This window comes from Paenibacillus sp. MB22_1 (assembly GCF_047200555.1).
In the GTDB taxonomy this organism is placed as follows: domain Bacteria; phylum Bacillota; class Bacilli; order Paenibacillales; family Paenibacillaceae; genus Fontibacillus; species Fontibacillus phoenicis.
On the sequence record NZ_JBLADV010000001.1, the window covers coordinates 2,284,602 to 2,310,297 of the forward strand.

27 protein-coding genes are annotated in these 25,696 nt (G+C 50.8%); 12 read left to right on the plus strand and 15 right to left on the minus strand.

The genetic code is table 11. From position 1 onward, the window contains the following. Position 1: 1 nt before the first annotated feature. From ACL02P_RS10775 to ACL02P_RS10805, 7 genes are all read right to left on the minus strand, one after another. A complete protein-coding gene (locus ACL02P_RS10775) occupies positions 2–1,075 on the minus strand; it encodes an ABC transporter permease (RefSeq protein ID WP_127576613.1) in 1,074 nt (357 codons plus the stop codon). Next, positions 1,068–2,606 (minus strand): ABC transporter ATP-binding protein, encoded by a 1,539-nt coding sequence (locus tag ACL02P_RS10780; RefSeq protein ID WP_260071734.1) that lies wholly within the window; start codon positions 2,604–2,606, stop codon positions 1,068–1,070. The genes ACL02P_RS10775 and ACL02P_RS10780 overlap by 8 nt, the downstream gene beginning before the upstream one ends. A 127-nt stretch (positions 2,607–2,733) precedes the next feature. Then, entirely contained in the window at positions 2,734–3,819 is a 1,086-nt protein-coding gene (locus ACL02P_RS10785) for a BMP family lipoprotein (RefSeq protein ID WP_412837233.1), read from the minus strand. Between the two features lie 535 nt (positions 3,820–4,354). Further along, complete coding sequence (gene rplT, locus ACL02P_RS10790) at positions 4,355–4,714, minus strand: 50S ribosomal protein L20 (RefSeq protein WP_009226727.1); 360 nt, start codon at positions 4,712–4,714, stop codon at positions 4,355–4,357. Between the two features lie 44 nt (positions 4,715–4,758). Next, entirely contained in the window at positions 4,759–4,959 is a 201-nt protein-coding gene (gene rpmI / locus ACL02P_RS10795; RefSeq protein ID WP_009226728.1) for a 50S ribosomal protein L35, read from the minus strand. 86 nt (positions 4,960–5,045) lie between these two features. Further along, the gene (gene infC, locus ACL02P_RS10800) at positions 5,046–5,540 is read right to left on the minus strand and encodes a translation initiation factor IF-3 (protein ID WP_009226729.1); all 495 of its coding nucleotides are present in this window, start codon (positions 5,538–5,540) and stop codon (positions 5,046–5,048) included. 711 nt (positions 5,541–6,251) lie between these two features. Then, entirely contained in the window at positions 6,252–7,493 is a 1,242-nt protein-coding gene (locus ACL02P_RS10805; RefSeq protein ID WP_412837234.1) for a glycosyltransferase family 2 protein, read from the minus strand. Between the two features lie 619 nt (positions 7,494–8,112). Here ACL02P_RS10805 and ACL02P_RS10810 point away from each other — a divergent pair. Both ACL02P_RS10810 and ACL02P_RS10815 read left to right on the plus strand, forming a co-directional pair. Continuing rightward, positions 8,113–8,640 (plus strand): phosphatase PAP2 family protein, encoded by a 528-nt coding sequence (locus ACL02P_RS10810; RefSeq protein ID WP_036645980.1) that lies wholly within the window; start codon positions 8,113–8,115, stop codon positions 8,638–8,640. A gap of 50 nt (positions 8,641–8,690) precedes the next feature. Beyond that, positions 8,691–9,830 carry an MGDG synthase family glycosyltransferase gene (locus ACL02P_RS10815; RefSeq protein ID WP_260069810.1) on the plus strand — a complete coding sequence of 380 codons (1,140 nt, stop codon included), beginning with the start codon at positions 8,691–8,693 and terminating at the stop codon, positions 9,828–9,830. 67 nt (positions 9,831–9,897) lie between these two features. On the opposite strand, the gene trmB is transcribed toward ACL02P_RS10815, so the two are convergent. Beyond that, on the minus strand, positions 9,898–10,608 hold the full coding sequence (gene trmB, locus ACL02P_RS10820) for a tRNA (guanosine(46)-N7)-methyltransferase TrmB (RefSeq protein ID WP_009226115.1): 711 nt from the start codon (positions 10,606–10,608) through the stop codon (positions 9,898–9,900). Between the two features lie 335 nt (positions 10,609–10,943). Between trmB and ACL02P_RS10825 the strand changes: the two genes are divergently transcribed. The 4 genes from ACL02P_RS10825 to ACL02P_RS10840 are packed head-to-tail and all read left to right on the plus strand — an operon-like array spanning position 10,944 to position 13,902. Next, positions 10,944–11,897, plus strand: coding sequence for a TIGR01212 family radical SAM protein (locus tag ACL02P_RS10825; RefSeq protein WP_009226113.1), 954 nt, complete (start codon positions 10,944–10,946; stop codon positions 11,895–11,897). A gap of 6 nt (positions 11,898–11,903) precedes the next feature. Beyond that, positions 11,904–12,500, plus strand: a complete 597-nt coding sequence (locus ACL02P_RS10830; RefSeq protein ID WP_323076088.1) for a tRNA (mnm(5)s(2)U34)-methyltransferase — start codon at positions 11,904–11,906, stop codon at positions 12,498–12,500. Between the two features lie 16 nt (positions 12,501–12,516). Beyond that, on the plus strand, positions 12,517–12,915 hold the full coding sequence (locus ACL02P_RS10835; RefSeq protein ID WP_260069813.1) for a VOC family protein: 399 nt from the start codon (positions 12,517–12,519) through the stop codon (positions 12,913–12,915). Positions 12,916–12,951: 36 nt separating this feature from the next. Further along, positions 12,952–13,902, plus strand: coding sequence for an alpha/beta hydrolase (locus ACL02P_RS10840; protein WP_260069814.1), 951 nt, complete (start codon positions 12,952–12,954; stop codon positions 13,900–13,902). A gap of 81 nt (positions 13,903–13,983) precedes the next feature. Here ACL02P_RS10840 and ACL02P_RS10845 read toward each other — a convergent pair whose 3' ends face one another. Both ACL02P_RS10845 and recQ read right to left on the minus strand, forming a co-directional pair. Continuing rightward, positions 13,984–15,795 (minus strand): B12-binding domain-containing radical SAM protein, encoded by a 1,812-nt coding sequence (locus tag ACL02P_RS10845; RefSeq protein WP_412837235.1) that lies wholly within the window; start codon positions 15,793–15,795, stop codon positions 13,984–13,986. 12 nt (positions 15,796–15,807) lie between these two features. Beyond that, complete coding sequence (gene recQ, locus ACL02P_RS10850) at positions 15,808–17,640, minus strand: DNA helicase RecQ (RefSeq protein WP_009226108.1); 1,833 nt, start codon at positions 17,638–17,640, stop codon at positions 15,808–15,810. Positions 17,641–17,829: 189 nt separating this feature from the next. Between recQ and ACL02P_RS10855 the strand changes: the two genes are divergently transcribed. The 3 genes from ACL02P_RS10855 (at position 17,830) to rlmD (ending at position 20,060) form a co-directional block, all read left to right on the plus strand. Continuing rightward, positions 17,830–18,087, plus strand: coding sequence for a hypothetical protein (locus tag ACL02P_RS10855; protein WP_412837236.1), 258 nt, complete (start codon positions 17,830–17,832; stop codon positions 18,085–18,087). 223 nt (positions 18,088–18,310) lie between these two features. Beyond that, on the plus strand, positions 18,311–18,622 hold the full coding sequence (locus ACL02P_RS10860) for a CLC_0170 family protein (protein ID WP_412837237.1): 312 nt from the start codon (positions 18,311–18,313) through the stop codon (positions 18,620–18,622). Beyond that, positions 18,609–20,060, plus strand: a complete 1,452-nt coding sequence (rlmD, locus tag ACL02P_RS10865) for a 23S rRNA (uracil(1939)-C(5))-methyltransferase RlmD (RefSeq protein WP_339301793.1) — start codon at positions 18,609–18,611, stop codon at positions 20,058–20,060. The genes ACL02P_RS10860 and rlmD overlap by 14 nt, the downstream gene beginning before the upstream one ends. A gap of 711 nt (positions 20,061–20,771) precedes the next feature. Here rlmD and ACL02P_RS10870 read toward each other — a convergent pair. Beyond that, complete coding sequence (locus ACL02P_RS10870) at positions 20,772–21,605, minus strand: HD-GYP domain-containing protein (RefSeq protein ID WP_232282332.1); 834 nt, start codon at positions 21,603–21,605, stop codon at positions 20,772–20,774. 31 nt (positions 21,606–21,636) lie between these two features. On the opposite strand from ACL02P_RS10870, the gene ACL02P_RS10875 reads away from it, so the two are divergent. Beyond that, positions 21,637–21,822 carry a helix-turn-helix domain-containing protein gene (locus tag ACL02P_RS10875; protein WP_050769797.1) on the plus strand — a complete coding sequence of 62 codons (186 nt, stop codon included), beginning with the start codon at positions 21,637–21,639 and terminating at the stop codon, positions 21,820–21,822. Between the two features lie 220 nt (positions 21,823–22,042). Here the strand turns inward: ACL02P_RS10875 and ACL02P_RS10880 are convergent, their stop codons facing one another. The 4 genes from ACL02P_RS10880 to ACL02P_RS10895 all read right to left on the minus strand — a co-directional run bounded on the left by ACL02P_RS10880 (position 22,043) and on the right by ACL02P_RS10895 (position 23,705). Beyond that, positions 22,043–22,315 carry a hypothetical protein gene (locus tag ACL02P_RS10880; RefSeq protein ID WP_009226103.1) on the minus strand — a complete coding sequence of 91 codons (273 nt, stop codon included), beginning with the start codon at positions 22,313–22,315 and terminating at the stop codon, positions 22,043–22,045. Between the two features lie 289 nt (positions 22,316–22,604). Further along, entirely contained in the window at positions 22,605–22,994 is a 390-nt protein-coding gene (locus ACL02P_RS10885) for a transposase (RefSeq protein WP_412837335.1), read from the minus strand. Positions 22,995–23,001: 7 nt separating this feature from the next. Then, positions 23,002–23,310 (minus strand): IS3 family transposase, encoded by a 309-nt coding sequence (locus ACL02P_RS10890; RefSeq protein WP_412837238.1) that lies wholly within the window; start codon positions 23,308–23,310, stop codon positions 23,002–23,004. Continuing rightward, the gene (locus tag ACL02P_RS10895) at positions 23,307–23,705 is read right to left on the minus strand and encodes a transposase (protein ID WP_339301788.1); all 399 of its coding nucleotides are present in this window, start codon (positions 23,703–23,705) and stop codon (positions 23,307–23,309) included. Before ACL02P_RS10895 ends, ACL02P_RS10890 begins: the two co-directional genes overlap by 4 nt. Positions 23,706–23,877: 172 nt before the next feature. On the opposite strand from ACL02P_RS10895, the gene ACL02P_RS10900 reads away from it, so the two are divergent. Together ACL02P_RS10900 and ACL02P_RS10905 are read left to right on the plus strand one after the other, a co-directional pair. Further along, entirely contained in the window at positions 23,878–25,047 is a 1,170-nt protein-coding gene (locus ACL02P_RS10900; protein ID WP_036645972.1) for a DUF4317 domain-containing protein, read from the plus strand. 34 nt (positions 25,048–25,081) lie between these two features. Then, entirely contained in the window at positions 25,082–25,651 is a 570-nt protein-coding gene (locus ACL02P_RS10905) for a DUF4256 domain-containing protein (protein ID WP_009226100.1), read from the plus strand. Positions 25,652–25,696 lie beyond the last annotated feature (45 nt).

Sequence of the window (25,696 nt, forward strand, 5' to 3'; positions counted from 1 at the left end):
CTTACGACACCTTCTCTTTCTTGCGCTTCAGGTAAAACGGCTTCAGCACGATTCTTACAATGCCTTGAGCGGCAATAAAGAATATGATCGAACCGATTACGATCTTGATCAGTTCCGGCGGTACACCGGCGCTAAAGCTCATCCCGGCCGAGCCGTACGTCAATACGCCGTACAGGATCGAACCAAGCACCACGCCAAACGGATGGTTCATGCCCAGCAACGCCACGGCGATACCGTCAAACCCGTATCCCGGAGACGCGGCGAACACCGATTGATAATGAAACACGCCAAGCACCTCAAACGTGCCGGCCAGACCCGCAAACACACCGCTGATGAACATCGCTTTCACGATGTTGCGGCCGACGTTCATCCCGGCGTATTCCGCCGCATTTGGGTTCAGACCCACGGAGCGCATTTCATAGCCTTGCTTCGTTTTCCAGAGGTACACAAAGAAGAATACGGCTGTCAGCAAAGCAATTACCGTTCCCCAATGGACCCGTGCGTTATTAAACACATCGTTTAAGAACGTCATCGAAGCGGACGCATCGATGTTCTCCGAACGGTTTTGGCCCTTAAGCAGGTAAAAATTACGAATGATGTAGTTGGAAAGATACAGCGCCGTCCAGTTCAACATGATCGTGGTGATAACTTCATTGATGCCCCGTTTGGCCTTCAGGTATCCCGCAATGGCAGCCCAAAGTCCGCCGCCAATTCCCCCGGCAATAACTGCTAAAGGCACCAGGATGGCCGATGGCAATCCCTTGAAGGACAGCGATACCGCTGTCGCCACCGTCATGCCGATCAAGACTTGTCCATCCGCACCGATGTTAAACATCCCGGAGCGGAAGGCGAAAGCGACCGCTAACCCCGTGAACATCAACGGCGTGATTTGACGGATGGTTTCGCCGAAATCGTACGGATTCCCTACGACCCGCTGCACCAAGGCACCATAAGCTACTAACGGATTGTATCCGCCGACCAGCATAACCACCGCGCCGACCAATAAGCCAAGCACAATGGCTACAATCGGAAGAATAATGCTATCTAGCGTAAATATTTTTCGCAACTTATCCAACGCTTTGACCTCCCCGTTCCAGGCTTCCCGCCATCATGAGACCCAGCTCCTGATCATTGGTTTCGTGCGGAAGCACTTCCCCGACGATCCGGCCTTCATAGATGACGGCAATCCGATCGGACACGTTCATGATTTCATCCAGCTCGAAGGAGATCAGCAACACCGCTTTGCCTTGATCCCGCTGCTCAATCAGCTGTTTATGAACAAATTCGATCGCTCCGACATCCAGTCCCCGTGTCGGTTGAGCAGCAATCAGCAGATCTGGATTCTTGTCTATTTCCCGCGCAATAATCGCCTTCTGCTGGTTCCCCCCGGACAGGGAGCGCGCTTTCGTCTCTATGCTTGGCGTACGCACGTCAAACGCTTCAACCAATTGCTTGGCATGCTCGTCGATCGCCCGCCGATTTAGGATACCGCCCTTGCTGTAAGGTGCTTTGTAATAGGTCTCAAGGATCATGTTTTCGCTGATGGAAAAGTCCAGCACCAAGCCGTGCTTATGACGATCCTCTGGGATATGGGACAACCCGCTTTCGATAATCTTGCGCGCCGGAAGGTTGGCAATTTCCTTGCCCGACAGCTTGATGGAGCCGGAATCAATTTTACGCAATCCAGTGATCGCCTCAATCAATTCGCTCTGTCCGTTGCCGTCAACCCCGGCAATGCCGACGATTTCCCCGGCACGCACATCTAGGTTCAGCCCGTTCAGGATCTGAATCCCCTGCTTGTCCTTCGCTTTCAAATCTCTCAGCTGCAGGACAGGCTCGCCAATCTGCGGTTCTTTTTTATCAACCTTAAAGGTCACGCCGCGGCCCACCATCTTCTCGGCCAGTTCTTGTGGATTCGTCTTTGCTGTTTCGACGGTATCGATCACTTTGCCCCGTCTAATAATCGTAACTCGGTCGGAAATCTCCATGATTTCCTTCAGTTTGTGCGTGATCAAGATGATGGACTTGCCTTCTGCCACCAGCCGTCTCATAATCGCCATCAGTTCTTCGATTTCCTGGGGAGTCAGCACAGCGGTAGGTTCGTCAAATATAAGAATATCTGCGCCGCGGAACAGAATTTTCAAGATCTCGACCCGTTGCTGCATCCCTACGGAAATATCGTGGATTTTCGCGTTGGGATCAACTTGCAGGCCGTACTGCTCCGACAGTTTCGCCACTTGGGCGGTCGCCGATTTATAGTCGATATTAAGTCCCTTTTTCGGTTCCATGCCAAGAATGATGTTCTCGGTCACCGTAAAAGGATGAACTAGTTTAAAATGCTGGTGCACCATCCCAATGCCTAGTTTAATCGCCTTGTTGGGATTGTCGATTGTCACCGGCTGGCCATTCATTTCGATTGTGCCTTCATCCGGCTGATACAGACCAAATAAAATGTTCATCAACGTTGATTTACCCGCGCCGTTCTCGCCTAGCAAGGCGTGAATCTCGCCCTTGCGTAAGGTTAGGCTGATGGAATCGTTCGCGACGATACCGGGAAACCGTTTTGTGATTTGCTTCAACTCGACTACGGGAGCTTCAGCGCTCATGAAACCACCCTCACCATTATGGGATTAACGCAAGCAACAAGGCCAGTAGATCCACTGGCCTTGCTCGCTTGAATGACTTAATTATATTCCACTGTCCATACGGACGTAAATGTCTTGCGCTTGCTGATTACTCAGCAGGAACCGTAATTTCGCCATTGACGATTTTTTGTTTGAATTCTTCGACTTTGTCCAAGATTTCTTGACTCAGGTTCGGATTCTCTTCCGGCAAGCCTACGCCATCTTCTTTCAGCGTCAGGTTCGTTACTTGACCACCTTTGAACGTACCGTCGATCACTTGTTGCGTGACGTTCTTAACGGCAACGTCAACGCGTTTCATCATGGAAGTCAGGGTTACTTCGTCACCGAATTCCAGCGATTGGTCTTTGTCTACGCCGATAACCCACAATTTGTTAGCACCGCCGGCTTGGTTACGAGCAGCTGCTTCGTTAAATACGCCGTTCCCCGTTTGACCTGCAGCCGGGAAGATGATGTCTGCGCCATCGTTAAACAATTGGCTTGCCAAGGATTTACCTACGTCCGGTTTGTCATATGCACCTGCATAAGTAACCGTTACTTTTGCATCTGGGTTAACCGCAGCTACACCCGCTTGGAAACCAACTTCGAAGCGTTTGATAACTGGGCTTTCCATCCCGCCGATAAAGCCGATTTTGTTTGTTTTCGTGGTCAGACCAGCAACAACGCCAACCAAGAAGGAACCTTCGTTTTCGGCAAATGTTACGGACTCTACGTTAGGAGCATCAACCACGTTGTCGATGATTGCCATTTTTGCGTTTGGATTCGCTTGAGCAACTTGTAATGTCGCATCGCCAAGGTCAAAACCGATCGACCAAGTCAAGTCATAACCGCCTTGTACAAACTGGTTCAAGTTTGGCACATAGTCAGAGCTTTGGTTACTTTGCAGATATTTGGTTTGGAGACCAGTCTCTTTATTCAGCTCAGTCAAAGCTTCCCATGCCGATTGGTTAAAGGATTTGTCGTTTACGCCGCCCACGTCAGTAACGAGACCGACTTTAATCTTCGATGCATCGGTTGCCGTTTCGCCGTTGCCTGCTTGCGAGTTGTCTGCTGTATTTCCGGCATTTCCTGCATTAGTTGTTCCGCCGTTGTTTGCTGCATTGTTGTTACCGCATCCCGCCAAAATCAGAGTAAATGCGAGCACCAAGAGTAAAGAAAGTTTGAAGGCTTTGTTCATTGCGGTTAATCCCCCTTAAAATTTTGTGAGTCTTGTCTAAGTTGACCACACAGACAGATTATACCTGTAAAATATTCTAAAATCCATACTTTTAATAACCTTGGGTTAAATAATTTTCGCCTTTACCTTTGATAAAACGCTTACTTTCGACAAATTTATCATCCAATGTTCGCATCATGTGAGATTATCCGGCTAACCACGCTATTTCCGAACATTCAGACCTAATTCACGCGCAAACATTGGTATTTTCCCAGGTTTGTAAGGATCGACGATCGTGTCGTGCGGTTCTTCTATAGCATTCCATATTTCCGACAATTCCATGCCCTAAACTCAAGGCTTTCTGTCGAAGGCACAATCCCCTACCCCGGGAACATTCCATGGATTTCCAGGAAATAGCACTCCGAAAACACCAACACAATCCTGCCGCGTGTTCATCGTTTCGGCTCCAGTCTATGTAATTCCCCTCAGACGGCTCGATTCCCCAAAAAAAGCGCCGTCCCGGAAGATCCGGAAACAGCGCCTTATCGTTTGAGTTTTACGCGTTGATTTTCTCTTTAGCAACAGCTGCCAAAGAATTGAAGGCATTCAAGTCGTTCACTGCGAGATCAGCCAGCATTTTGCGGTTGATGTTCACGTCAGCGAGCTTCAAGCCATGCATCAATTTGCTGTAGGACAAACCGTTCATGCGAGCTGCCGCATTAATACGAACGATCCACAGTTTGCGGAAGTCGCGTTTTTTCGCGCGGCGGTCACGGTAAGCGTACAGCAAGGATTTCATCACTTGCTCGTTCGCAGTTTTGAAAATGCGGTGTTTGGAACCAAAATAACCTTTAGCCAGTTTCAGTACTTTTTTATGACGACGACGAACGACGAATCCGCCTTTTACTCTTGCCATTTAAAAAACCTCCCAATAAGTTGTGTAGATTGTTCCTTCGAAAATTACTTCAGGTTCGCCAGTTGCTGCTTCATGCGGCGAACGTCACCTGCGTATGCAACAGGGCTGTTGGCCAAAACACGTTTTGCACGTTTGGACTTATGGGACAGCAAGTGATTGCGGTTCGCTTTGTAACGTCTAACTTTACCGGATCCGGTAATTTTGAAGCGGCCTTTCAGGCTGCTGTGGGTTTTCATTTTAGGCATTGTACTTCCCCCTCAAAGTTTGTGACGCCCGTTTTCTCTTTCAGGTCATTCCGCTGTTGGAACGATCATATATAGAAAACAAACGATTAGTTTTTCGGTGCCAGGATCATGATCATACTGCGTCCTTCCAGCTTCGGAACTCGTTCAACGTTCGAGATTTCCGCAACCTCATCTTTGACGCGGTCGAGAATTTTCTTCCCGATGTCGGCATGGGTAATTTCCCGTCCGCGGAAGCGAACCGAGCATTTTACCTTGTCGCCATCTTTCAAAAATTTGATCACATTGCGAAGTTTCGTTTGGAAATCGTGTTCCTCGATGTTCGCGCGGAACCACACTTCCTTGATGTCCACAATTTTCTGATTCTTGCGGGCTTCCTTCTCTTTCTTCTGCTGCTCGTAACGGAACTTGCCATAGTCCATAATCCGGCATACCGGCGGCTTGGCAGTCGGCGCAACGTTCACCAGATCCAGATTCAGGTCCATCGCCATCTGCAGCGCTTCGCGCAGCGGCTTAATGCCGATTTGTTCGCCTTCAGCGCCTACGAGACGGACTTCTTTCGCACGAATCTCTTCATTGATCAAATGTTCCTTACTGATAATCCTCCACCTCCAAGTGGTCTTAGTAATGACTTGGACCCTGTACTCACACACATAAAAAGGATGCAGGCCCAATACCCGCATCCCTCATTGATCGTCAATTCTTCATGAACATTGCATTCATAAATGAACGGATCAAAACCAGCCAACACGTGCGTCGGTCAGGTGAGAAGCCGGGGCCTCTGCTTGCAATCCAAAAATATCTTGCAACTTCAAATACTATACCATGTGTATTTTACCAAGTCAAGGGGAGTTGGCAAAAAAACGAATGTCTGATGAGACCGGATTAAACATGGGCGGATTCATGGGCGGGTTGGCGATGTTTTCGGAGTAATAGAGGACATTTTTACCCTTATTTCGCTGTAGGCGCTCTAATGGGTCAAAATAAGACCATTTTATGGCCTTATTTCCACAAACCTGCAGCAAAATCCCTTGTTTTCGCGCCTTCCGGCAAAAATAAGGGAAATAAATTCCGCTATTTTACCGCAAACTCCAATTTCGCAGCAAATAAGGCCATTTTTTGCCGCTATTCTCCCAGCAGGCGCAAAAAGCCAACTTTGGGCAAACAAAGGGCCCGGCTGAATTCAAAATTCGACGCCGAGCCCGCTTCGTAAACTTTGTAACATTTAATCAAAAGTTAAAAAATCGACTTTTCAGCACCGAGAAGGTTGGATGAAGCTGGGAGCGAATCGATTTTTAACTCACCTTGTTGCTTTGGACTTCTTCCAGGCGAACCACCCGCGTATGCTGCGTATGGCTCCATTGCTTGTTGTTCTGGGTGAAGAACGCGTAGAACGTGATTGACCACCAGGAGATCAGGTAAATCGGGAACAGGACCAAGTAAGCGTAGACCTTCTTGGATTTGACCTTCTCCAGGAACATCGCCATCAAGAAAATAAACACGTTTGCGACAACCGCCACATACGACACCCACATCGGCAGGTAGCCGTACAACGTTTGAACATGCGGCCCTTCCAGCAACGATTGGTCGACCCAGATAAACGCCGTCAGCAGGAACGTCAATAACACGATGTACACGTTGGCTCCATAAAGCGCCATGTCCAGCTTCACCATGTTCCGCTCCTTGATGCTCTTCCACAGCAGCGGGAAGAAATAACGGCGAGCGACGGTGAAGTGCCCTTGCATCCAACGCAGACGTTGGCGCGCCGACGCTTTAAACGTCAATGGCTTCTCATCGAACAGCTTCGCGTCATAGTTAAACACCGGATATACCCCGCGTTCAACGCAACGCATCGTAAATTCAAGGTCTTCTACCAAGCTTGTAGCGCCCCAGCCGATTTCTTTCAATAGCTCGGTTTCAAAGCACATTCCTGTGCCGCCAAGGAAGTTCGCCATCTTCAGGTTCGTCCGGGACAGCTGCCACAGGCGGTTACAATACCAGTACGAAATCCCGTAGGAAGCGGTAATCCAGGAATCCTCCGGATTCTTCGTATCGATGTAGCCTTGGATGACCCGCGCGCCGGCGCAAAGATCGTTATTCATTTCCCGCAGGAAGTCCGGATGCACCAAATTGTCGGCATCGAACATCACAACGGCGTCGTATTGACGCGGCATCTTCCATAGCTGCTTCAGCATCCATTCGATGGCATAGCCTTTCCCCCGCAAGTTCGGGTTGGTCCGCACGCAAGCGTTCATCCCGTGGCTGCGAACGATATTTGCGGTATTATCGCTGCAGTTATCGCAAATGACAAACACGTCGTACAATTCTTTCGGGTAGTTCATTTGTTTCAAATTTTCCATCAACGCCCCGACCACTTTTTCCTCGTTATGTGCTGCAACCAGCACAGCAAAGGATTTGCTCGGTTCGTATTGCACCTTGTTCTTCTTTCTATACATGCCAAATAAAGCCAAACCAAATTGATACACCCCAACCACTGCCAGAATGACCTGCAGTGAAATCAAGATGACATCCAACATGATTTCTTGCCCCCTTTTTACCCCGATTGTTTTTTTCTTTATCTCTCGGAGTTTTAGATTGTGAATGACCCTTTCTTTCTTATCTTGCTCTTTCTTTCTAGATCTTTCTTTGGACTCGTTGCCGGCTCTTTTTTCAAACCAAATACGATTTTCCACAACTTGACGTTGTTTGTCAAAGCAACTATGGCCCTTACGTTGCGCAAAAAACTGGAAGACCGGTGAATTTTGGCATACGGGGGCCCCGCACCTGCTTTCAGGTACGGTTACATCCTATTCTCATCACTTTTGGCAATTTTTATTTCTTTTTTTAATTTTTATTGCTCGGCTGGACGCCTTGTTGGCGTTACAATTACATAGACGAACTCACTTGGCAAAAAGTTAACAAATCTGCACCATTTTTTTAAACAGATCTGCTATGATTTGAATCATTGTACAAGGGCGAAGAACGAAAAGTCAAAAAGAGCACGGCCTGCAGCGCAAAAAAACGTCCTTGAAAAGGCCATAGAATAAAAATATGATTAGTCTAACTTGAAAATGCCATGCTATTTGAAAAGAGCAGCCACGGGACAGGCAGTTTCCGGGGACTAGAACGCGGCCAACCATCGTGCGGAGGGATATTATGACTCGTTTATTCCATAAGCTTCAACAACTCGACCGACAGCTCTTTGTAGGAATCAACGGCCGCCTGCACCGCAGTTTTCTGAATTTCTGGCTGTATCATTTAACTCATTTAGGGGGAGCTTGGTTCACCATCCTTTCGTCCTTGCTCATCTGGCTTGCGGCTCCGCAGCCATGGAGCAAAATCGGCTTGCAATCCTGCGTCGCGCTCGCGATCAGTCATCTTCCAGTAGCACTCGTCAAAAAAACCTACCCGCGTCTTCGGCCCTACTTAACGCTGCCGGGCACCAATACGTTCCGGAACCCGCTGACGGACCACTCGTTTCCGTCCGGGCATACGACGGCCATTTTTTCTATAACGGTACCGTTTATGGCCGCGGTCCCAAGCTTGATTCTGGTGCTGTTGCCGATCGCTCTGATCGTGGCAGTTTCGCGTATTTATTTAGGCCTACATTACCCTTCAGACACCTTGGCAGGAGCGGTCATCGGCTCCTCTGTAGCGCTTGGAACGGTTGCATTATGGGCTTAAAGGGGATATTGTAGACAGTAGGAAAACCTTGCAGGAATAAGGTGAAACCAGTGCAAAAACAGAGAGTCTTACTTTTATCCGAGGGGTTTGGAGCCGGTCATACGCAAGCGGCCTACGCGCTCTCCAGCAGTTTACGAAAGATTGCGCCAAACATACAGACGAAAGTCCTAGAGCTGGGCAGTTTTTTGAACCCTAGGGTGGCGCCGATCATCATCACCGCTTACAAGAAAACGGTGTCCTCGCAGCCTCGGCTTGTCCGTATGATGTATCGCAGCAACTACAAAAAATCTTTAAACCGATTGACGACGATGGCTCTTCATCGGATTTTTTATACGCGTACAATTCAAATTATCCGTCAGCTTCATCCCGACGTGATCGTCTGCACCCATCCGATCCCCAGCGCGGTTATTTCCCGCCTGAAACGGCTAGGTATGCTGGACGTCCCGCTCTGTACCGTCATTACCGATTATGATGTGCACGGTGCTTGGGTGAGCCGGGAAGTGAATTGTTATCTCGTTTCCACCGACCAGGTGCAGAAGAAATTGATGGAACGGGGCGTAGACAATAATAAAATCCTGATTACCGGCATCCCGATCCATCCGAATTTCTGGGAGCGCCATCGGAAGGAAGATATCCGCCTGCAATTCCATCTGAAGGATATGCCTACCGTTCTGGTCATGGGCGGGGGCTGGGGCTTCATGAAGGACGAAGCGGTCAATGCACTGCTCGCCTCTTACCGGGAGCAAATCCAAGTCATTTTCTGCCTGGGCAGCAACGAGAAGTCGCTGGAGAAAATGAAAAAGGACCCCCGGTTCATTCATCCCAACATCCATCTGCTTGGGTTCACGAAGGAAATCGACAAGCTGATGGAAGTGTCCGATTTGCTGATTACCAAGCCGGGCGGCATGACCTGCTCGGAAGGGTTGGCCAAAGGCATCCCGATGCTGTTCCACCAGCCGCTTCCCGGCCAGGAAGAGGAAAATTCACATTATTTTGCTCAGCAAGGTTGGGGAACGCCCATGAAATCACTGGACGATATCACCGATTGGATCAAACGTTTGACTGAGCAATACGATGAAGTCGTTCGCAAACGGGAAGAGGTCTTGAACCATATCGCCCGGTTCCGGCCGATGCAAAGTGCTCAAGCTATCATTGATTTACTTGGAAATACGAATTTCATCCGAAAATAACCAGCCTGATCAGGAAGGCGATTTACAAAAAAGCGGAGTCAGGATTCATCCTGCTCCGATTTTTTTGCTATTTAAACATCTCCATCTTCCGCTCATGGTAACGCTGTAAGGCCGCTTCGCCAACCATTACTTCGCAGCGGTAGATCGGCATGCCTTGTCCTACGAATTTGCTTTCGTATTCCGTCATGACATGGGCCTCATTAATCCCGCCTTCATGCAGGCTAAGCGAAATGTCGCTCATCTGCAATCCAACCGCGGCAAAGGCATTCAGCGAAAATTCAAACAGCACGCGGGAGTCAGTCTTGAAGTGAATTTCGCCGTTTTCGTTCAGGAGATGACGGTATTTCTCCAAAAACCGCGGGTGCGTCAAGCGCCGGCGCCAATGCTTCTTCTTCGGCCATGGATCACTGAAGTTCAAATAAATGCGCTCCACTTCCCCTGGCGCAAAAAACTCCTCGATCATTTCAATATTCCCCAGCGCCAGACGAACGGTTTGCGGCTTCAGCCCGCCCTGCTCGTCCCATTTCGCGCGCACCTTCTCGCTCGCCCGGCGAATCAACTCATCATACATGTCCATGCCGATGAAGTTCACGTCTGGATATTTTACACTCATGCCGCTGATAAACTGACCTTTGCCCATGCCAAGCTCGATGTGGATCGGACGGCCGTTGCCGAACACCTCCGCCCAGCGTCCTTTATATTCCCGGGGATTCAGGACAACCAGATCCTGCTGCTCCTCCAAATGCTCCCGTATTCCTTTTCTGCCGCGTAAACGCATGTTATTCCTCCGCTTTCTTGGTATCCATTCCTTGCAATATTGTGCCGAAGTTTGCTGCAAATGTAAAGCGCGCAATGAAAAAGGAACCAACCGTTCGCCGGGGAGACGAGACGAGTGATTCCTTTTTCGATATATTTTGGAATTGGGGTCCAACGAAATTGATATTCTCAAAATAACATATTTCCATACCCTGCCGCAAGGAAACAGGCAAGCAGCATTCCCCTTTTCCAGTGAAATTTGATACAATAAATTCAGTGGAAGCGGCGTACGGACGGGGCTTTCGCCGTTGTATAAATATGCAAAAAAATATTTTGTGACAAAATGAAGGAGCCGCAATGAGTACACTGATGACGGACACTCCTGCTTTGTGGGGAGACAAAAGATTTCATACCTGGAATTTCGAGATGCGCCAAGAGTTCGGAGACAAGGTATTTAAGGTGATGCTAGATGCCGGATTCACTTGTCCCAACCGCGATGGCTCGATCGCAAAGGGCGGTTGCACGTTCTGCAGCGCCCGGGGATCGGGCGATTTTGCCGGAAGCCGCCGGGACGATCTGGTAACGCAGTTTGCCACGATCCGCGACCGGCAGCATCTGAAGTGGCCGCATGCGAAATATATTGGATATTTTCAGGCTTATACGAATACTTATGCGCCGGTGGAGGTGCTTCGTGAATATTACGAAGCGATTCTGGAGCAGCCGGGTGTCGTCGGTTTATCCATCGCCACGAGACCGGATTGCCTGCCGGACGATGTCGTGGATTATTTAGCCGAGCTCAATGAGCGCACCTACCTCTGGGTCGAAATGGGCTTGCAAACGATCCATGAGTCGACGTCCACGCTGATCAACCGGGCGCACGATACGCAATGCTACCTCGATGCGGTGGAGAAACTGCGCGCACGCGGCATCCGGGTGTGCACGCATATCATTTACGGCCTGCCGCAGGAAACGCATGAAATGATGCTGGAGACCGGCCGCGCCGTGGCGAACATGGACGTGCAGGGCATTAAGATCCACCTGCTCCATCTGATGCGCAAGACGCCGATGGTGAAGCAGTACGAAGCAGGATTGCTGCGTTTCCTGGAACAGGACGAATACGTCAAGCTGATTGTGGACACGCTTGAATTTCTGCCGCCAGAAATGATCGTGCATCGGCTGACCGGAGACGCGCCGCGCGACCTGCTGATCGGACCGATGTGGAGCCTCAAAAAATGGGAAGTGCTCAACGCCATCGACGCGGAGCTGAAGCGCCGCGACTCCTGGCAGGGCAAATACTGGAGAGGACGTTGAGCGCTTATGGGCTTCCTCTCCGTATTAAGCTTCGCGCATAAACTGGCCGGCGAACGGCTGAGGCTCGGCGACGCGGCCGTCGACGCCACGGCGGGAACCGGCGCGGACACGCTGTTCCTGGCCAAAGCCTGCGGTCCGAAGGGGCGAGTGTTCGCCTTCGATATCCAGCCGCAGGCGCTGGCCCTAACGAAGGCTCGGCTGGACAAGGAGCCGGCGGATTCCATCGCCGGCGTCACCTTGCTTCAGGCGAGCCACGCGGACATGGCGGCCGTGCTGCCCGCGGACGTGCACGGGCGGCTCGGCGCCGTGATGTTCAACCTCGGCTATTTGCCAGCCGAGGGCGCTGACCCGGCGCTGATCACGCAGCCGGACAGCACGCTGCCCGCCCTGGAGGCCGCTCTGGCCCTGCTGCGGCCGCGCGGGATCTTGACGGCCGTCCTCTACCCCGGCCATCCCGGCGGCGACGCCGAAGCGGCGGCGGTGGAAGCCTGGGCGGCTGCACTGCCCGCTTCCGCCGGACAGGCGATCCTGTACCGGCAGCCGCAAAGGCCGGCTGCCCCGTATTTGATCGCGATTGAAAAGAAATCAACCAATTCGAATTGAACTGGGGGTCATCGGTATGGGCATTCGCAAAATCGAGCATATTGGAATTCGCGTCTCGGCTCTGGAGGATTCCATCGAGTTTTATGAACGGATTATCGGCATGAAGCTGTTATCCACGATCGGTGAGGTGGGAGACCCGCTGCGTCTGGCTTTCCTAACCTTTCCGGGCCAGGAATCCGTTGAGGTCGAGCTGATTAATCTCCCCGAAGGAGAAGAGTTGCCGAATGAGGGCAAGGTGCATCATATTGCCTTTACCGCTAGTGATATCGAAGAGGAATATGCCCGGATTTCCAAATTAGGCTTATCCGGTCTCGACCCGGAAATCCGCAGTCTGCCGAACGGCAGCCGATTCTTCTTCTTTAACGGACCGGACGGCGAACGTATCGAATTTTTCCAGCCTGCGTTTCTCGCTTGAGGTCTTCCCATAATTCCGTGGAAAGAAGGGCTACGCTTGAAAGAGCATACGTTTACGTTCGACAATGACACAAGTCATGGGGTCTTCGTGTATCGTTGGATCGCCGCTGATTCCGCCGACCCGCCGCGCGGTGTGCTGCAAATCGCCCACGGCATGGCGGAAACGGCCAAGCGCTATGAGCGCCTGGCCCGGTTGCTGACCGCCCACGGCTTTATCGTCTACGCGAACGATCACCGCGGGCACGGGCGCACGGCTGGAAGTCCAGAGGAATTAGGCTGGCCGGGCAAACAAGGCTTTACCGGCATGGCGAAGGATATGATTCAGCTTACGAAGATTATCCGTCAGGAGCATCCCGATCTCCCCTTGTTTCTGCTCGGCCATAGCATGGGCTCCTTTCTGACGCAGAAGGTCATGTACCTAGCCCCGGAGCCTTATACTGGATTTATTCTCTCGGGAACAGATGGTCCCCGGGGGCTGCTGGGCCTGGGGCGAAGCCTCGCCCGCTTACAAAGCCTGCTGCAAGGCGAGACCCATCCCAGCCTGCTGATGAACGCGGTGACCTTCGGGAGCTTTAACCGTAACTTCCTCCCGGCGCGGACGCCCTTCGACTGGCTCTCCCGGGACGAGGCCGAGGTGGATAAATACATCGCCGACCCGCACTGCGGCTTCTTGTGCAGCGCCGGCTTCTTTTACGGCTTCTTTGGCCTGCTGCAGGAGATTCACCGCCCGGAGAAGATGCGCTCCATCCCTAAGGATAAGCCGGTTTATATCTTTGGCGGCGACCTCGATCCGGTCGGCCAAAACGGCGCCGGCGTCCGGCGTCTCGCCGGACTGTACCATCAGCTGGGCCTCAAGGACGTTGAGGTGCGGCTGTATCCCGGCGGCCGTCATGAAATGCTGAATGAAATCAACCGCGACGAAGTGATGTCGGATGTGTTGAATTGGCTGGAGTGGCATCTGCCGCCCGAAGCAGCGAACGCAGAATAAACAAATAAAGCGAGCCTGCTGAACCGGCTCCTCGGGAAGAGGAAGCCGGTTTGCAGGCTCGCTTTTTCGTTATTGCTCTCCTCACTTGACCAGGGTGCAATGCTCCAGGGACCAAGCGCTTAAAGGGGCGTGGAAATACACCGGCCGCTCGTCTGCTTCCTGCTGGTAGAGGACAACAAGCAGCGTGCCTTGCGGCTCATCCCCTGCGTTCGCCGGGCTTGCTGGCGCTTCTGACCCTTCCGCTCGCAGTACATCGCCCAGCGCAAAAGGCAGTTCTTCGATGCAGGCATACTTCTGCAGCCCGCGTTCATCCAGGCCGTATGCCGCAAATTGCTCCGACAAGGCAGCCGGCGCTTCGGCCAACGCCCGGAAATACGAGCTGCGCCGGTCTTTGTCCACCCGGTCCTCCCACCAGATTTTCCGCGGCTTATACTTGTGTCCGAGCAGATAATCAAGCTTCATTAGACCAAGCACGACCTCCGGCTCTTTCAAAGTGCGTCCGCTTAGGAACGCGTGAAGCCGAGTGAACAGGTCCTCCAGCTGATGACCGATCCGCTGCCAGCCTTGTTCCTCCCAATAGTCGCCAAACTCCTGGAAGAAGTCAAACGGCGAATCGAACTCGTGAGTGACCAGATACTCCACGGTGTGATCCATGCGGTGCGCATTCCAATACTTCTCCAGCACGTCCTCCAGCCGCTTCAACCGGATTACGTCCTCAAACGGCAGCACGTTATTGCTCAGGATTTCATAAGGCGCATGGTCCATAAACACGTAGTTGTATTTCTCCGCGTCATTCCGCAGCCCGGTTCCGCGCAGCATCTTCAGGAAGCCAAGCTGCAGCTCCTCGGGACGCAAAGCAAACACGTCGTTAAACGTTTTGCGGAACGTGGCATAGTCCTCTTCCGGCAATCCGGCGATCAAATCCAGATGCTGGGCGATTTTGCCGCTTTCCTTGATTTTGGTGACGGTCCGGGTCAGCTTCGTAAAGTTCTGGCGGCGTTTCACCAGCTCGTTGGTTGGATCGTTTGTCGACTGCACGCCAATCTCGAAGCGGAAGATGCCGGGCGGCGCGTTCTCCGCCAAATAGTCCAGCACCTCCGGCCGCATGATGTCCGCCGTGATTTCGAACTGGAACACGCAACCCTGGTGGTTGTTGATCAGAAATTCGAACATCTCCATCGCGTAATTGCGGTTAATGTTAAACGTGCGGTCCAGAAATTTAATGATCTTCGCGCCATGCTCGATGAGGTACAGGATGTCCGACTTCACCCGTTCGATATCGTAATACCGCACGCCCACCTCAATACTTGAGAGGCAAAACTGGCAGCTGAACGGGCAACCGCGGCTGGTCTCGAAATACACGATCCGTTTGCCGAGATTCGGAATATCCTCGGGAAAACGATGCGGCGACGGCAGCGTGTTCAGATCGGATTTTGGCCGAGACGGATTCAGTACGACCTCTTCTCCTTTGCGATAGGCCGCGCCAAACACGAAGTGGAACTTCTGCTCCCCGGACAGTTCCTGCAGCAAATGGTGGAATGTCTCCTCACCGTCCCCCATGACGATAAAATCCACCTCCGGGATGCGCTCCATCCAGTATTTCGTGTCGTAGCTAACCTCGGGGCCGCCCAGTACAATCTTCACTTCCGGCAGCACTTTCTTCAGCAGGGCCACCACTCGAATCGTCTCTTCGATATTCCAGATATAGCAGGAGAACCCGATGACATCCGGCTTCCACTTAAACAGATCCGACACGATATTCATCACCGGGTCCTTGATCGTATATTCGGCCAGATCGATGTCAAACTCGTTGCCGCTGTAGGCTTTGAGCAGCCGGATCGCCAGCGAGGTATGAATAAATTTTGCGTTCAGCGTTGCCAATATGACTTTCACATGCTCACAACCCTACTCCATATTTTGAAAAAACTCCAGAAACGGCTTTCCGTACTTACGGTACTTCACTTCGCCGACGCCCTTGATTCTCAGCATATCCGCTTCGCTGGTCGGACAGACCACACTCATCTCGCGCAGCGTCGCATCGTTGAAAATAATATAGGAAGGCACCCGCTCCTTCTCGGCCAAATCGCGGCGGATCAAGCGCAGCTGCTCGAACACCGTCTCGTTGACGGCGGACGGCCCTTCATCATACTTGCGGCGCCGCGAGCTAGATGACGATGAGGACGCGGCGGCAGTCTCCGGCGCACGGAGCATCACCTGATGGCGGCTCTTCAGCACCTCAACCGCCAACGGTTGCAGCCTTACGACCGGGTATTGCCCTTCGGACAAGGCTAAATACCCTTCCGCAATAAACACATTGATCAGTTCAGAAATTTCCTTCTCGGTGCGCGTGCGCAGCATGCCATAGGTAGGCAACTGATTAAAGCCGTACTGCAGCACCTTTTTGTTCTGCGAACCTTTGAGCACCGAAGCGACCAGCGAGACGCCAAACCGCTCCCGCATCCGGTGGATACAGGAGAAGACGATCTGCGCGTCGCGCGTCATGTCGACGAGCTCCCGTTCGTCCCGGCAGGAGCTGCAAACACCGCAAGGCGTGCGGTCGTGAGCCTCACCGAAATAATCCAGCATTGCCCAGCGCAGGCAGCTCGTCTGGTAGCAATATTCAACCATCTGCTGCAGCTTGCGGTACTCGTTGCGTTTGCGTTCTCCATCCTGCGGGTTTTGCTCGATCAGGAATTTCTGCGTCATGATGTCCTGCGGACTAAACAGCAGGATACATTCGCTGGGCTCGCCGTCCCGGCCAGCCCGGCCCGCTTCCTGAACATAAGCCTCCATGTTCTTCGGCATATTGTAGTGGATCACGTAACGGACGTTCGATTTGTCGATCCCCATCCCAAAGGCGTTGGTCGCCACCATCACGCGAATGTCGTCATAGAGAAAAGCCTCCTGGCTCTCCTCCCGCTCCTTGTCGGACAAGCCGGCATGGTAGCGGCCGGCAGGGATGCCGGCGCGGCGCAGGCGCTCGTACAGGTCGTCAACCTCCTTGCGGGTTGCGGCGTAGACGATCCCGGGCTGATGCGCATGGGTCGTCGCGTAATTCAGGACGAATTCGCGCTTGTTCTCACCGCGCAGCACCGACATCGCCAGGTTATCCCGACCGAGGCCGGTGACGAACACGGCCGGATTCGCAAGGCGCAGCAGACGGACCATGTCGTCCATGACCTCCGGAGTGGCCGTGGCTGTAAAGGCTGCGAGGATCGGCCGTTGCGGCAGCGATTCCACAAACGGGGAGACCGCCAGATAGCTTGTCCGGAAGTCATGGCCCCACTGCGAGACGCAGTGCGCTTCGTCGACGGCGACGCAGGAGATCGATAGACCGCTCATTTCCTCGCGGAACCAGTCCAGCTCCAGCCGCTCCGGCGCAACATAGAGCAGCTTCAGCTCACCGCGGCGCGCCGCCCGGATGCGGTCGTTCACTTCCTTGCCCGACAGCGTGCTGTTGATGTAGGCGGCGGAGATGCCCATCGCCGTGAGCGCATCGACCTGATCCTTCATCAACGAGATCAACGGGGACACAACCAGCGTCAGACCCGGCAACATCAGAGCCGGGATCTGGTAACAGATCGATTTGCCTCCGCCCGTCGGCATAATGCCCAGCGTATCCGCGCCGGACAATACGCTCTCGACGATTCTCCGCTGCCCTTCGCGGAAATCGGGATATCCGTAATATTTCTGCAGCAGCTGCTGCGCATGTTCCATCGTAAGTGCTTCCGTGCTCATTTCGCTTGATTTCTCCTAACTTCCCAATCGGCCGTCGTCCTCCCGGATTTTCGGGACAGACCGGCTTTATGCACTTTTTTAGTTTACCGGGGTTTGGAGAATTGGGCAACCGCCGCAAACGCTACATAAACTTTTCCAAAAAGTCCAACACTCTCTAATAATCCTACAATTCGTCCGGAGGCGGCAGATATGCTGGATTGGAAATCCAAATACGAAGCGTATAAGAAGAAGCATCCTTCAAAACCATCACCTTCGTCTTCTTCCTCGAACAGTTGGGATGCGCTGATTGTCCCGGCGCTGTTCGACCAGTTTTTTCAAACCATTGACGATTATTCATGCGCTTCAATTTGCCTATGTTCACCTGATTTATTGGCCGTTTGTCATCTTCCCCTTCTTGTTTGTTATCATGATGTCGATGAAATCAGTTCATCTCTTAAATTGGCTTGAAGTCGGTCATGCTGGGCATCGCCGTCAGCGCCAGCTTGTACTTGTTGCTCGTGCTCTCCACGATTGGGATCTACGGGGTTCGGGAAACCCTTGTTCTGTTATATCCTAGCACATTCACCAGAAAAGCGACTGGGGACAGATGTATGCGAACATCCCGGGATCCGTGAAACTCAGTGTTTCGATCCGTCGAACCGGCTTAAAAGCGAATTAGGAGGTGCATGTCATGAATCAGGTGCATGTGATGAATCACGTGTTTGCTTTTACCGCTTCCATCTCACTCTTTTCCGGACTTGTCTTGCTTCTGGTGGATCAAACGATTTATAAGGTTCAGCAGAAGCAAAAGGAACAGAAATACGCCAAAATCTTTGGTTGGATCAACCTCTCGCTTGCTGGCACCGGTTTCTGGTTTTTCTGTTATTGCAGCTGCTATAACCCTTCGTCGATGCAGGTCATGGTATCCCTTGGATTCCCATGGTATATTGAGTCTAGTACAAACCTAACAGGATGGAGAATCAGGATTCATGAAAGAACGTAACTATTCCGGCAACCGCCCGGGCAACAAAACGCAATCGCGGCCCAAGCCGCCGATCGCCAAGCGGGAACAGGCCGATGAGGTACGTACCGGCGACCGGATCGTCGTGACGATCAAGCGGCTGGGCATTAACGGCGAAGGCGTCGGCTATTATCGGCGGAAAGCCGTGTTCGTCGAAGGCGGTATTCCCGGTGAGGTCATACATGCAGAGGTTACCCGCGTGGAGCCTAAATATATCGCTGCCGTGATTCGAAAGATCGAGAAGCGCTCTCCGCATCGGTTGGAGGCGCCATGCCCGGTGTTCGGCATCTGCGGCGGCTGCCAGATCCAGCATCTGTCCTACGAGGGACAGTTAGCCGGCAAAGAGGAGATCATCCGGGAGGCGTTTGCGCGTTACGCCGGCCTGCAGGACGTGCGGTTGAAGCCGATGCTGGGCATGGATCACCCTTGGGGCTACCGTAACAAGGCGCAGCTGCAATTAGGCATGTCCCAAGAGGGCATGATCGCCGGCTTGTATGCGGCCGACTCCCATAAGCTGATCGATATTACCGGTTGTCCCATTCAACACCCGAAGGTGAACGAGGTGGTGGACAAGACCCGGGACGTGCTTCAACGACTAGGTATTCCAGTATATAAGGAAAAAAGCAACCAAGGGCTGGTCCGTACGATTGTCGTCCGCGTTGGCTTCCAATCCGGGCAGCTGCAAGTCACGCTAGTCACCGCCAACGACAAGCTGCCGCGCCGGGAGCAGCTGGTCAAGGAGCTGCGACTGGCGATGCCCGAGCTGACCAGCATCGCAATGAACGTGAATCCGAAGAACACCTCGCTCGTATTTGGCAACCGGACAGAGATCTTGTGGGGCGCAGACAGCATTCAGGAATCGCTGGGTGATCTGGAATTCACGCTATCGCCCCGCGCCTTCTTCCAGCTGAACCCGCTGCAAACGGTCAAGCTGTATGAATCCGTGCGTGCAGCTGCGGGTCTGACGGGTAAAGAAACCGTCGTTGATGCCTACTGCGGCACCGGCACGATCGGCCTGTGGCTAGCACCTTACGCGAAGGAGGTTCGCGGCATCGAATCGATCCCCGAAGCCGTCGAGGACGCCAAAGCGAATGCAGCCCGGAACGGCCGGGATAACGCTCAGTTTTACACCGGTTACGCCGAGGAGTTACTCCCCCGCTGGGTCAAGTCCGGATTCGCCCCGGACGTCATCGTCGCTGACCCGCCGCGCACCGGGCTGGATCCCCGCTTCCTCGAAGCGGTGCTAAAGACGAAACCGAAGCGCTTCGTCTACGTCTCCTGCAACCCGTCCACCCTGGCAAAGGATTGCAAAGCGCTGCTGGACGGCGGATATGCGCTGGAATGGGTGCAGCCGGTGGATATGTTTCCGCAGACGAGTCATGTGGAGTGTGTAGTGTCAACACATCGTATTGACAAATAATGGGGCGCCTAAACCAGTTGTCAAAACGAAAAGCAGCCTAACCCTTTAAAAACATCATCGGGGTTAGGCTGGTAACTTCAACAAGATAATTCAAATTGTTGAGAGCGTAGAAAATGCTCAGGGTAATGGACATTTTCGGAGTCTGTCAAGAATTTTCGTATTATGAGGTTAGCCAGCTTAATCTGGTTAGCCTCTTTTTGATTTATGATAGCTGTAGTCGGGAGAGAACGATCAAGAATTGGGGCGAACAAGCCCGTTACACAAACTGTTCACCCACTATTGCGCAAACCATGATTAAGCTGGTTGAGACACTTCTGATCTCGTATAACACGCGAAGCTATGGACGTGCAATGGTTAGTGGGCCACCGGCAAATCACCTGTTAAAGTCACCTTGCTAATCTGGAAAATCGTTGTCTTTAATGAAGGCCTTCACTTGATCTCTGCTGAACTTTGGGGCCACTATGTTCATACTTTCCATCCAACCTTTCTCCTAGTTTAATAGATTGGTTGGAGAGTTTACACAGTTTATTTTACAGCCCCTATTACATAGGTTGTACATACCTCTCATCTCAATTACTGTTTTTCAATGCCGAGTCTTTTTCCGTTCAATGCCTTTGCCCGTTTCCGCTTCTCTTTATACAGCGCAATATTCGCATGTTTAAAGAGTTCCTTTAATGCACCCGAAATATCAGAATTTTCCCAACCTCGTCGTTACTGGTTGCTGGTAAAGCCCAAGATTTTATTTTTAGAATGCCGCAGATCATAAAATTGCCCTTGAAACTCAACCAGCGGATTGATCAAGTCATCTGGATGCAGCATAACTATGCGAGCCACTTGACCATCTGATAAGAGAACTGAATCCCCGATCATTCTGTTCATTACGTTGGTAATAAAACATTGAACAATGATCGGATCGAATAATCCGAATGCACGTTGATAGATTTCTTGAAACACTTGGTATAAGGGAACTGGCTTCTTATACACCCGCTCTGAAACCATCGTATGGAACACATCGGCAACGGCTACAATTTTGCTGAAGTAAGTGATCTTATCACCGCTGACCCCGAAAGGATAGCCGCTGCCATCTTCCCGTTCATGATGCTGAAGGGCAACCAATGCTTGTTGTTCCGACATGCCTGGAAGATTGCTAACCATTTCATACCCAAAGTGAGTATGGCGTTTCATTTCAGAATACTCTTCCACACTGAGTTTGCCTGGTTTTTTCAAGATCGAATCAGGGATCTTGGTCTTTCCAAGGTCATGAAGCAACCCCGCTACGGCGAGGTCATTCAGTTCCTCTTCTTTCAGCCCCAACCATTTACCAATTAAGTAGGAGAGGATTGCAACACCGATACAATGTCGATAAGTGTAATGATCTTTCTTGCTTAAGTCCAATATGACGTTTGAAAGGTTATTATTGAAACAAATTTCTTGAATTTTCGGCATAACAATATGACGGATAACTTGATTTGAAAGTTGACTGGAATTTTGGTGTATCTTTTCATAAATCGACTGAACTTCAGATATCGCTTCATCATTCGCCAAAGTTCTTAAGTCCTTGAGAGTTACCAAAAAGATGTCCCAAGAGGAACTTGCCTTCAGGAGTGACCTTGACCGGACATACATTTCAATGTTGGAAAGAAGTATTTATCAACCGACCCTTACAACGATATTTGCATTGTCGAAGGCTCTTAACACTACGCCTTCAGAGATGATCAAACTAGTTGAAAATGAATATGGCGAGGTTGATGATAAGGAATAACAATCCGCAGCGGAACGACATCTTTAACAGATGGTCGGAAGGATTTTGCTGTCGCCAACCCCTCTCTGGAATAACAGAGAGGACTGGCTATTGCTGTCGTAACCGATACTCAACTTGAATGTCAGAGTCCAACATCAATCGAAGAATCCAAAATAAAGATCGTATTGATAAGGAAAATCCAATATCAAAACGATCTTTTATCAAATTGCCTTATGGCAGACTATAGTAACTCTCTCAACAACTGAACCCCATCCTTTAGTCCAGCAAAGTATAACTGCTGTATTATGAGAGTATTGCGATAATTGATGATCTCTTCCATCTCAAGATATAACTCATACTGGGCTTGTGATAACTCACTTTTTAGTAAATTCTCAAGTTCTCGATGCCTGTTTTGTAATTGATCAATCTCCCGCTGCATACCCGCTTGCCTCACCAATTCATTAAACCTATGATCAAAAGCCGGTTTTAACCATTCTGGACCGAATTGTTGCATGAATACATCTCCTCCATCTAAATGTTTTGAATTAATCGAAGTTTGATGGTACATCGGGAAGGAGAGTATGACAAGCTTCCATCCTATGGTTTAAAGCCTCCATCATGTCACAGCCAAAAGCGGAATCTACGACCTGTCGAATCCAATATTCGATAAAGATCGTGATATGGTACAACAGGCATACGAGATACTCGGAATTTCCAGCAATGAATTGATTGAAGAGAAGAAAAAATTAAGCCGCCTTTGCTTTTTGGTCAAGCCCCCGTTTAGTGGACATTGGAAAAAGCCCCTAGGCTACGAGCTGGCGTCGAAACTCACTCGGCGTCAGCTTGTTTAGTTTTCTTTGTGGTCGTTTGTTGTTGTAAAACTCAATATATTCTTCAATTCGCCTTTGTGTCTCGTCTAGAGTTCGGATATGATAGGGATAGAGCCCTTCTGTTTTGAGATGCGAGAAGAAGCTCTCCATAGAGGCGTTGTCATGACAATTGCCTCGTCTAGACATGCTGATTCGGGTGCCAACCTTCAGCAGCATGTCGTGGTAGGCGTGAGGCGTGTACTGGAATCCTTGATCGCTGTGAACGATCAATCCCGTCACGTCTTTCGTTTGATTCAAGGCCTTCTCAAAGGTTTGAAGTACAAGCTGATTATCATTACGTAGACTCGTGTGATACGCTACGATTTCATTATTAAATAAGTCTTACCCATTTCTGGTTAGGGGCATCCGCCTTAAATTGATGTTGCAGCGTATTCTCAGCGACGCGGCTGCCTACATTCGAAGCATAGTTAAAACGGTGCTTACGTCGAATGTGTGAACGTAGCCCTAATTGTTGCATTAAACGAAGAACCTTTTTATGATTCATCCACACCTCCTCGTCTTGCAGTAGGAAGAGTTGAATTTGTCGATAGCCGTAGATACCACGATAGCGATTATATACGGCTTGGATTAAGGCTTTTGCATCGTGATCCCGATCAATCATCTTCAATTGACGTTTCAAATAAGCGTAGTATCCACTTCTGGAGACACCAAACAACTTGCACAAGCTGCTGATGTTGTACCCTTGTGAGGCTTTCCGAATGGATGCATACCTTTGTTCTTTACCTCCTGTTTCCAGATTTCCAAACACTTTTTTAGCATTTCATTCTCCCGTTGTAACTGCTTCGTATAGCGGTCCTGATCCACATATTCCTTTCGTCTCCCCCTTTGGTCGAGTAGACCAAACTCCCCCTGTTCGCGATATTTTCGCATCCAGCGTTTCATCCGATCCTTATCTTGAATCCCTAAGTGCTCATTAATCTGCCGATACGTCCATTTTGCCTCCAAATAAAGACGTATCGCCTCCAACTTCAGTTCCTCAGAGTATGATTTAAATCGTTGTCCTTTGATTGCCATAAAAAATGCACCCCCTAGAATTCATCGGAATAACCAGGGGGGTTTTCCAATGTCTATTCTAAGGGGTGCACTTCATTAACGGTTTGGGTCTTTTTCATTTTTTACGTATCATGACAGGTGACGAGCATTATAGTACAATGCAAATATTGAATTTTTGCAAAGGGGAATTATCTTGATCAAGAAGGAACTCGCTTATATCCGCAAGCAATTCAAACTGGATCATGAAAGACTAAGTATTTACGACATTCTGAACGTCTATATTATGAAGGAAACGAACGAAATCTATCATTTTGAGCGTACACCGTTTGAGCTGTTGGAGAGAGAAAAGCAGGAATTGCATATGGGCAATTTCAAAAGACTGCTGTCCGGAGAATTGGATCAGAAGCTGTTCGAGCTAAAGTTCCAGGATCACCCGGAAACGGACAAGCCTTCGCAGGAGCTGCTGCATCAAGCTCTCGTGACCGGTGATGCCGACGAATGGCATGATTTGATGCTTCTGCTGGTAGAGAAAATGCTGGAGGATACGACGTATGAACGGGATACGGTAATCACCTTCGTCCGCGGGCAATATTACAAGCCCACCAAGGAGCGCAATGAGGAAGCCGAGGAAAGCGAAACTGATGAGATGTTTGCGAATCCGTTTATTTTGTGCAGCATCAATTCAACCGAACCGCAGCGAAAAACGCTTATGTTCGACTATGTCGAACGCGAGTTCAAGTACAACGTGATCGTTGATCCAATCATCAAGCTGCGCTCGCCGGAGCAAGGCTTCTTCTATCCCAGCATTACGGACGGCTTCTCTGATGTGAATCGGGTACTCTATTGCGCGGGCAAAGCGAATGATCCAAATCAGCATTTTATCGATCAGGTCCTAAACGCCGAGAAGACGGTAACCGCGCTGGAAGAGAGAGCGATCTTTGAGGACATCGTCAAGGAAATTGCCGGAGATCAGCTTGACGCCTCCACGATTGCGAGCGTATACGAAGAAATTCAGCAGGTGATTGAAACCCACGAGGAGGAAGAACCGCCGAAGCTGGATTATAGGGATGTGGAGCGCGTGCTGACAGCCAGCGGCGTGGAGAACGTTACGACGGAAAAGGTGGAGCTGGCGTACCAAACGGTTGTTGACGACAAAAACTATGAGATCAAAGCAAGCAGCGTCGTGCCGAAGTTTACTTCGAAATCGATCAAGATCGAAACGAAGGTAGCCACGATCTCGGTCAGCCCTCAAGATCTAAAGTACCTGAAGCAAGTCAATTATCACGGCAAACGCTGCATTCTGATTGAGGTTGATGAGGACGCGGTGATTGAAGGTTTTACGCTAAGCACGGAAGAACTGTAGAGGTGAAAATCAACAAGTTTTGAGGAGGTTGCTCATGATGAACAAAGAACTCAAGGTTTTAGCACCGGAACAAAGTGAAGAATTGCTCCAGGTTTTAAGCAAGCGTTTTGAGGCAAACATGAATCGCCATCCCGAGTTGGCATGGGCTCAGGTCCAAGCGAAGCTGGAGGCGCAGCCCGATAAACTGTGGTCGCTCCATGAAATGGAACGGACCGGCGGCGAGCCGGACGTTATTGGATACGATGAGCAAACCGATCAAATCTTATTCGTAGATTGTTCGGCGGAATCGCCCAAGGGCCGCAGAAGCGTCTGTTACGACCATGAAGCCCTGGAATCGAGAAAGCAGCATAAGCCGGAAGACAGCGCGATGAACATGGCGGCTGCTATGGGAATTGAGCTGTTAACGGAAGAGCAATACCGGGAACTGCAGAAGCTGGGGAAATTTGATTTGAAGACCTCCAGTTGGGTGCAAACCCCTGCTTCCATCCGTAAGCTTGGCGGCGCCCTCTTCTGCGACCGCCGTTACGACACAGTCTTTGTGTACCATAACGGGGCGGAATCCTATTATGGCGCCAGAGGGTTCCGCGGCATGCTAAAGGTTTAGAAATCAATGTTATCAATAAGCCCAAAAAGAGAGGTGCAGCTGCAC